The following is an 8,783-nucleotide window of genomic DNA, read 5'->3' on the forward strand; positions in this document are numbered from 1 at the left end:
TGCGCTGGCGGCAGTTGGGGCAGGGTTCGCGCCGCGCCTCATCGCAGCGGCGGGGCGCGGGTCATCTGGACCTCGTATACGCGGCAGCCTGGATGCCGTGGCTGCTGTGGTCCGTGCACCGGCTGGTGCGGCCTGATCCGGCGCGCGGCGCAGTGCTGGCCGTGGGGATCATCGCCGCGATGTGCTTCCTGGCCGACGTACGCTTGAGCGCGTACGCCTTCGTGACGACCGCCGCCTACGCGCTGTGGCTCTGGGCGCAGCAGCCGGACCTGTGCCGGCGCCTTCCCGCGCTGCGTCTCATCGCACGGATCGGCACGGCAGCGCTGGTCGCGGCAGGACTCACCGCCGTCGAGTGGATTCCGCTGCTGCTTCTGCGCGCCGATCTCTCGCGCACGTCAATGCGCATCGAAGATGCCGCGGTAGACAGCATCAACGCCGGGCAGTGGATTGGGCTGGTGATCGGCTCGCACGGCGGCGCGTGGGAAACACTAGTCTATCCCGGTGTCAGTGTGCTTATTCTGGCGATCGTGGCCCTGCTGCTGCGCCCAAAGCAGCTCTGGTTCTGGGGCGCGTGGGTGCTGCTGCTGGCGTTGTACGCGATGGGCGATCAGTTCGTGCTGTGGACAGCCCTGGTCAAACTGATTCCCCCGCTGCTCTGGTGGCGCGTGCCGTCGCGCGTCTGGATCATCGCCGCGCTGATCCTGCCCTATCTCGCAGCGTGGGGCGTGCAAAGCCTGACCGCCGCCGATTTGCTGCGCAAAGCGGCGCGACTGAGCGCGGTCGCGCTGGTTGGTGGAGGATTGACGTGCAGCCTCTCCGGCCTCGCCCTGCGCCCGGATAACCTCGATCCCGCATCCGTCACGGGCACGCTGGCGCTGCCCGCGATCGGGCTGCTCGTTTTGCTGGCGGTATTCCGGCGCGCGCCGTCGCGGCTCCTGCTGCCCCTGTTTGTGATAGTGGTTGCGGCGGATCTGCTGTGGATCGATCCGTCGCTGATCGAGGGGCGATCCACGCGCGCATGGCTCGATCCGTACCGCGATCTGGCCCTGACCCTGAAAGACGACGGCGCGACACGCGTTTATTCCCCCAGCTATAGCCTGCCTCAGCAGGCCAGCGCCTATTGGGACATCCCGCAGTTCGGCGGCGTCGATCCGTTCCAGATGAAAACGTACGTCGAAGCGGCAGAAGCAGCCACAGGCGTGCGCAGCGAGGGGTACAGCGTCACGATCCCGGCCTATGCCAGCGGCGAGGCGTCCCTGGACGCGGCCAACCGCGACGCGCCGCTGCGCGCAGATCTGCTCGCGCAGTGGGACGTATCGCACGTCGTGGCAGCGTACCCACTGGAAGCGGACGGGCTGGCACTAATCGCGCAGGTGAACGGGATCTACGTCTACCGCAACCTGCTGCTGCCGGACGCTGCGCTCGATTGGCACGGTCCAAACCGCGTCGCGGTGCGGACAGACGCGGAGCAGCCGCGCGTGCTGTACGCGATTGCGGCGGGGCGCTGGCAAAACGCCAGCGGCGATTCGCCGGGTCTGCCGGGCGCGATTGAGCCGGGCGTCCAGACCTGGACCTACCGGTACAGCGCGTCGGAAATCTGGATCGGTCTATTAACCGGCGGCGGGCTGCTCGTTGCGGCGGGCCTGCTGGCGTGGAGCACACGGTATGCGACGACCAGCAGCCATCACGCCGCGTGAGTGGCGGCGCGTGGCGCTGTTCGCCGCGCTCGTCATGCTGTTCACGACGATCCCCTATCTCATCGCTTGGGGGACAGCGGGCAGCGGCACCCGGTTTGGCGGCTTCCTGTTCAGCGTCGAGGACGGCTACAGCTATCTCGCCAAAATGCGGCTCGGCGCGCGCGGCGACTGGCTGTTTACGCTGCGCCACACCACCGAGCCGCACGATGGCGCGCTGATGTTTTTGCCTTACGTGCTGTTAGGCAGGCTCACCGGCATGGTCGTGCCCGCTGACGATCCGGCCCTGCCGGATGCGCTGGCGATCACCTACCACACCGCGCGGGTGCTGTTCGGCATGCTGCTGATCGGGGTCTCGTACCGGTTTGCCGCCGAGTTCTTGCCGGGACGCCGCGCGCGATGGCTGGCCCTGATTCTGATCACGCTCGGCGGCGGGCTGGGCTGGCTGCTGTTGATTGTGGGCGCGCAGCACTGGCTGAACTGGCTGCCCCTCGATTTTTACCTGCCCGAAGGCTACAGCTTCCTCATCCTCTACAGCCTGCCTCACCTCGCGCTGGCACGCAGCGCCCTGTTGGGCGGATTCCTGCTGCTGTCCCGCACGCTCGACGCATCTTCCGATCGTCGCTGGCGCTACGGTCTCGCCGCCGGATTGTGCTGGGCGGTGATGGGGCTGGCCGTGCCGTTTTACATCCCGGTGATCTACGCGGTGCTCGGCGCATGGGGGCTGGCCGCGTGGCTGCGCGACCGCCGCTTTCCCTGGCTCCTGTTCCGACAGGCGGTGATCGCCGCCGCCGTGCCGCTGCCTGTTCTGCTCTATACCGGCATCGTGTTCCTGACCAGCGACGTATTCGCGCAGTGGTCCGCGCAAAACCGTCTCCCCTCGCCGCACCCGCTGCACTACGTTTTTGGCTACATCGTGTTGGCGCTGCCCGCGCTGGCCTCGTTCAGGTGGGTGTGGCGACGCGACAAACGGCCCGGCAGCGCGCGCTATCTGCTGCTGATCGGTTGGCTGACCATCGTGCCTATCCTGGTCTACCTGCCCATCAACGTACAGCGCCGCCTCTCCGAAGCCGTCATCGTGCCGCTGAGCATTCTGGCCGTCGTGGGACTGCGTCTGGCGTTCAAATCCCACCGCATGCGGCGCATCGCGGTTGCCGCCGTGTTATGCCTGGCGCTGCCTACATCGATCGTGCTGTGGTTCGGCGGAATCGGCGCGGCGCTGACTCACAGGGCACCGATTGACTGGTCGGACGGGATGATCGACGGGCTGGCGCGCCTGAACGCGGCGGTCCCCCGGGACGCTCGCCTGCTGACCACGCGCGAGATCGGCAGCTATGCCCCCGTACAGACGGATCTGGTGTCCTACGTGGGGCACGGCCCGGAAACCCTCTACGGGGAGCGTAAATACGCCGAGGTCGAGCGCTTCTTTGCGGATGAGATGGATGCGGGCGAACGGCAGACGCTTTTGCACGGAATCGACTACGTATTTTATGGCCCGCTCGACCCCGGTGCGCCCGATCCCGGCTGGGCGGACGGTCTGCGTCCCTTCGCGCAAAACGCCCAAAGCCAATACCGGATCTACGAGGTTCCACATGACGAAACGTAACCCCTCCGCATGGCTTCCGGCTCTGCTGCTGATCGCGGCGGCGATTGCGCTGTTTCACAAGCTGCTGGGCGGCGACACGCTCTTTTGGGGCCTGCCTTCGCTTCAGTTCGATCCGTGGCGGCACTTCGCATTCGAGGAAATCCGGCACGGGCGGCTGCCGGGCTGGAACCCGTACGCGGGCGCGGGCGCGCCGCTGATCGCCAACTACCAGAGCGCGATCTTCTACCCGCCCAACTGGCTGTATCTACTGGGCTCGGACGCAGCCGCCATGTCCGTCAGCACGTTTTTGCACCTCGCGCTGGCGGGCACCGGCATGTGGGGTTTTACGGGCGCATTGGGCATGGGGCACTTCGGGCGCGGCGTGAGTATGCTGGCGTTTGCGCTGTCCGGCTACCTGATCGGGCGCGCCGGATCGTTCGCCACGTTCGACGCGGCGATATGGATTCCGTGGGTATTTTGGATGGCGCACCGCGCGCTCGCCCGCCGGACGTGGCGCAACGCCGGGCTGTTGGCGCTGGTCGTCGGCCTTCAGCTTTTGACCGGCGTGGGATTGTACGCGCTGTGGCTGGCGATATGGGGTCTGCGCGGCATTCCGGCCCGCACGCGCTGGACCGGGCTGGCGATGGTCGCGGCGGGCGCGGCGCTGGGCGCGGGCATCGCCGCCGTACAGGTCATTCCGACCGCCGAATACCTGATGCAGTCGCAGCGAGCGGGCGGCCTGGACTTTGACTTCACGACCAACCTGTCCTACGCCCCGCTGCGACTGGTGACGCTGTTCAGCCCGAATTTCTACGGCACACCCGCCGATGGCTCGTACCTGACGAAAGGCATTTACTTCGAGGACGCGGCGTATATCGGGTTCTTCCCGCTCCTGCTGGCGCTCGCCGCCATGATCCGGTGGATGCGTACACGGCGCGCAGAACAAACCGATCCGGCAGCGGCCAGCGTGCCGTTCTGGGCGCTGCTGGCCCTGGTCGCGCTGGTGCTGGCAATGGGACGCCATACGCCCATTTTCAAGCTGCTGTTCACCTATGTGCCCACCTTCGACGTGTTCCGCGAGCCGGTCCGCTGGCTGATCCTGACTGCATTCGCGCTCGCGGTGCTGGCAGGCATAGGCGCGCAGCACGTCGCGCGCGGCAAGTGGCTGACGTTCTGGTCGCGGCTGTCCGTCGCCGGGGGATTGGCAATGGCCGCGCTGGCCCTCGCCGCGCCAATGATCACCGACACGTCCCACAACGTCGAGGTGCTATCGCGTGGCGTGGCGGCGCTCGGCTGCGGGATAGCGCTCAGCGCGCTGCTGGTCCTGGCGAAACCCCAAACCGGATCGCGCGCCGTCCGGCGCTGGCAGGCGGCAGTCCTGATCGTCGTCACGGCGGATCTGGTCTGGGCGTCATCGGGGCTGAATCCGACCGCGCCCGCTGAGTTCTACCAACCCGCACAGGTGACCAACCCCACCGGGCGGCTGTACTGGTTCGACGCGCAGGAGGAATCGGTCAAGTTCGATGATTTATTCGTGCTCGGCGATTACCGCGTCGCGCGCGACGACTGGCGCGCCGTGCGCACGTCGCGCCTGCCCAACCTCAACATGCTGGATGGCATCCGCACGCTGAACAACTTCGATCCGCTGCTGCCCGACCATCACCGCCGGTACATCGATCTGATCGAGGAACTGGGGCCAAAGGCGGGGCCGCTGCTCAAGGCAGCGAGCGTCACCGAAACTCTGGGCGATACCCGCCCGGCAGGCTGGCAGGGCACCACGCCCGACTTCACCGCGCCAGACGAGACGCCGCGCGCATGGCTGGTTGGCGCGGCGGAATGGGCCGCTGCGGACGATGCGATCGAGGACCTGCTGCGCCGCCCGGATTGGGATCCCCAAACGACCGTCATCCTGGCCGGATCGCCACCTGCCGACGCGGTATCCAGCGGATCGCCGCAGGGGACCGTCACGGTGGTGGACGAGCAGGCGAACCGCCTCGCGCTGCAGGTCGAGAGCGACGGGCTCGCCTACCTCGTCATCAGCACGACGTGGTATCCCGGGTGGAACGCCACAATCGACGGGCAAGACGCGGAAATCTACCGCGCCAATCTTGCGTTCCAGGCGATCGCCGTCCCTGCGGGCAGCACGGAAGTGACCCTCACCTTCCGGCCCAACGGCATCGTCGCCGGAGCAGTCATCAGCGCGGTCGCCCTCGCGCTGGCGCTGGTATGTATCGCGTGGCGTCCCCGGCGAGCGCCGGATTCGCTTATCGCCTGAGGGCGAATTTCAGCCCGGCCTGAAACCCTGCCGCCGCCACTTCGCAGTGGTTCTGATCCGGGAAAATATGTTTGACGAGCGAAAACCCTTCGTAGCCGCGACCTTGCAGGATGGCCGCGAGCCGCAGCGTATCGGTCATCGTCTGGTCGTCCATGCTTTCCTCCAGCTCGCCCACGAACAGAAACACGCGGACCGGCAGCGCACGGTGGGTTTCGGCAAACGCCTCCTCCTGCCGGAAGGCGTAACGCTCCCCGTAGGACAGCGTAGGGCTACCCACGATCAGCGTCTGAAACAGGCCCGGCGTTTCCAGCATCCCGAACAGCGCGAACAAGCCGCCGTAGGAGTGCCCCAGTAAAATCCGGTTTGAGGGATCCGCACGATAGCTGCGTTCGACAAACGGAATCAATTCGTCTTCGATGAACTTGTGGAAGCCCCCCGCGTCGCCGTTCGGAACCGGGCGCTTGTGGGCCTGCTCCATAGAGCGCGTCACGGCGTCGTCTCGCACGGGCGTCAGATCGTGGTCGCGCCGGGTGAACGACACGCGGAAGGACTCGATGGGATCGTCACCTTCCGGATAACCAATGCCCACCACGATCGCGTCCGTCGTGCTGCCGCACCAGGCCATCGGGCGAATGATTTCGGTGACCAGGCCGGAATACCAGTTGCCATCGAGCACGTAGACCACGGGCCACTTTTCAGGCGTGCTGTGGAACGGCCAGTCCTCGCCTGCGGGCGCATCATAACCCAGCGGCAGGCTCACGGTGATGCGATACGTTCTGCCGTTCTGCCGGGATGTCATCAGATGTTGTTCGCTGCCGAGCAGAGTTACGGGTTCCGCGGTCATCGCCATCTCCTTGTCTGTGCTGTACGATGGTCATAGAGGATGTTCATTGTCATCTTAGCGGACTTTTCCAACTAGAACAGATTATCTATTATTTTGTCGAGATTCCAACGATTTTCGGGCATACTCACGTATAAGCTGCCGGGATATGCGATTCCCGATCCACACAGCCCTCTCACTGCCGCAGACCAAAGGGAACGCAGCCGTCGTCAATGTGCATAACCACACCCGGTGTTTTCCCCTCAGCACAAGGTTAGGTGTCGCCGCCGGGCAGGGGAAATCACTATAATCTTCCTTTGATGCGTCGATCAGAAAGTGCAATGCGGGGATGCAGACCATTTCATTCGTTTCTGTGGTGATGCCCGTTTATAACGAGGCCGCCTATATCTCGCGTTCTCTGGGTGCGGTTCTGGCCCAGGATTATCCTGGCGACTGCCTGGAAGTTTTGGTCGTCGATGGCGGGTCCACCGATGGCACACAGGCGGTAGTCGAAGCGGCAACGCGCACGGACGCGCGCGTGCGCCTGCTCGACAATCCGCGCCGTCTTCAGGCCAGTGCGATGAACGTTGGCCTGCGCGCGGCACACGGCGACGTGATTGCCCGCGTGGACGGCCACACGCTCATCGAGCCCGACTATATCCGGCGCTGCGTCAAGGCGCTGAATGCGACCGGTGCGCACAACGCCGGAGGGCCGCAGCGCTTCGTGGGCCTGACTCCGTGGGGCCGCGCGGTCGCCGCCGCGTACCGGTCCCCCTTCAGCGTGCCGAGCCGCTTTACCGTCAGCGAGCGCGCCGAGTTTGTCGACACGGTCTACATGGGCGCGTGGCCGCGCGCCGTGTTGGAACAGATCGGCGGCTTCGACGAATCGCTGGCCGTCAACGAAGACTACGAACTCAACGTGCGCATCCGGCAGGCAGGCGGGCGGATCTATCTGTCGCCGGACATCCGATCCGCATACTACGGGCGGCAGACGCCCGGCGCGCTGTGGCGGCAGTTCTTCCGCTACGGTGGCTGGAAGTTCAAAGTGCTGCGCAAGCATCCGGCCTCGGCCCGCCCCCGCCACCTCGTCGCGCCCGTTTTCGTAGCCGCAATCGCAGGCGGCGCAGTACTCGGCCTGTTCAGCAAACGCGCGGCGCGGTTGTGGCAGATCGCGCTCGGCAGCTATGCCGTGGCTCTGACGGCGGCCTCGGCACGGCAGGCCGCCCGCGAGGGCTGGCAGCATCTCCTCCGGCTGCCGCTCGTGTTTGCCTGCATGCACGTCGCCTGGGGCAGCGGCTTCTGGGCCGAAGCGCTGCGAGCGGTTTCCGGCGTCGCAGTAAGGAGGGTACGCGCATGACCCTACCCCCGCCCGCTGTCCGAACGCACCGGCTTCAGCTTCAAATTTCCGAGCGGCGCGTGCTGCTCATGCTCGGTGATACGCTGGCGATTCTGGTATCTGTGCTGCTGTCGCTAATCATCTGGCTGATCATGGATGGGCGACACCTGGGAATCAGCTTCCTCGTCGCGCACGGCTACTGGTTCCCGATCCTGGCCGGGCTGTGGTGGCTGCTCGCCAGCGCCAACGACTTTTACAGCCTGCGCATCTCGTCGCGTCTCGATCTGAGCATGATGCGGCTGGTCCAGGTAGAGCTGCAAGTCCTGGTGGTGTACCTGATGATCTTCTTCGTCTCGCCACGGACGGCGCTGCCCCGCCTGTTTATCCTCTACTACGCGGTGCTGTCGTTCGCTTTTATCCTGGCATGGCGGCTGTGGCGGCCTTTCCTGATCGGCTGGACGGCCACACCGCGCCGCGCGCTGATCGTCGGGACCGGGCACGCCGCGCAAACGGTCAACAGCATGCTGCGCGAAGAAGCCCCGGACGATTACCACGTCGTTGGCATTATCCGCGACAGCGGCAGTCCGCGCGGCGACATTCCCCTGCCCATCCTCGGCAGCGGGGCGAACCTGTTGGCCGCCGCCCAGGCCCACGACGTCTCCGAGATCGTTCTGGCGAACGGGCAGGACTTCTCCGCCGAGATGTTCCAGGCGCTCACGGACTGTTACGAATCCGGCCTGAGCATCGTGCCCATGCCCCTGCTCTACGAGCAGGTCACCGGGCGCGTGCCGATCGAGCACATCGGGCCGCAGTACTGGATGTCGATCCTGCCGACGGAAGGCACGTCGATTTTTGATCCCTATCAGGCCATCAAACGCGCGACCGATCTGGTACTGGCTGTGTTGGGGTTGGTCCTGTTCGCCGCCGTGCTGCCGTTTATCGCCCTGGCGATGCACATCGACTGCCCCGGCCCGCTGTTCACGCCGCCATCGAACACAACGAAGCCGACACATGATGCAATCGACAGCGCCACGATCATCGGGTCGGCAAACCAGTCGTGGTTGCGACCAAGG

At 65.7% G+C, this 8,783-nt stretch carries 6 protein-coding genes; 5 read left to right on the plus strand and 1 reads right to left on the minus strand.

Annotated features, from left to right (window positions below):
- The 3 genes from V7116_RS24390 to V7116_RS24400 form a co-directional block, all read left to right on the plus strand.
- On the plus strand, positions 1-1,697 hold a 1,697-nt coding region (locus V7116_RS24390), incomplete at its 5' end, for a hypothetical protein (RefSeq protein ID WP_324394604.1).
- Positions 1,666-3,300: a hypothetical protein gene (locus V7116_RS24395; RefSeq protein WP_324394605.1), complete on the plus strand. Its 1,635-nt coding sequence runs from the start codon at positions 1,666-1,668 to the stop codon at positions 3,298-3,300. The genes V7116_RS24390 and V7116_RS24395, both read left to right, overlap by 32 nt.
- On the plus strand, positions 3,287-5,554 hold the full coding sequence (locus V7116_RS24400; protein WP_324394606.1) for a YfhO family protein: 2,268 nt from the start codon (positions 3,287-3,289) through the stop codon (positions 5,552-5,554). Before V7116_RS24395 ends, V7116_RS24400 begins: the two co-directional genes overlap by 14 nt.
- On the opposite strand, the gene V7116_RS24405 is transcribed toward V7116_RS24400, so the two are convergent.
- Entirely contained in the window at positions 5,544-6,398 is an 855-nt protein-coding gene (locus V7116_RS24405; protein WP_324394607.1) for an alpha/beta hydrolase, read from the minus strand. The two genes, V7116_RS24400 and V7116_RS24405, sit on opposite strands and share 11 nt — an antisense overlap.
- Positions 6,399-6,723: 325 nt before the next feature.
- Between V7116_RS24405 and V7116_RS24410 the strand changes: the two genes are divergently transcribed.
- Positions 6,724-7,731, plus strand: a complete 1,008-nt coding sequence (locus V7116_RS24410) for a glycosyltransferase family 2 protein (RefSeq protein ID WP_324394608.1) — start codon at positions 6,724-6,726, stop codon at positions 7,729-7,731.
- A partial coding sequence (locus tag V7116_RS24415; protein WP_324394609.1) for a nucleoside-diphosphate sugar epimerase/dehydratase occupies positions 7,728-8,783 on the plus strand: 1,056 nt, incomplete at its 3' end. The genes V7116_RS24410 and V7116_RS24415, both read left to right, overlap by 4 nt.

The sequence above is a fragment of the Aggregatilinea sp. genome (assembly GCF_036822615.1).
Taxonomy (GTDB): domain Bacteria; phylum Chloroflexota; class Anaerolineae; order Aggregatilineales; family Aggregatilineaceae; genus Aggregatilinea.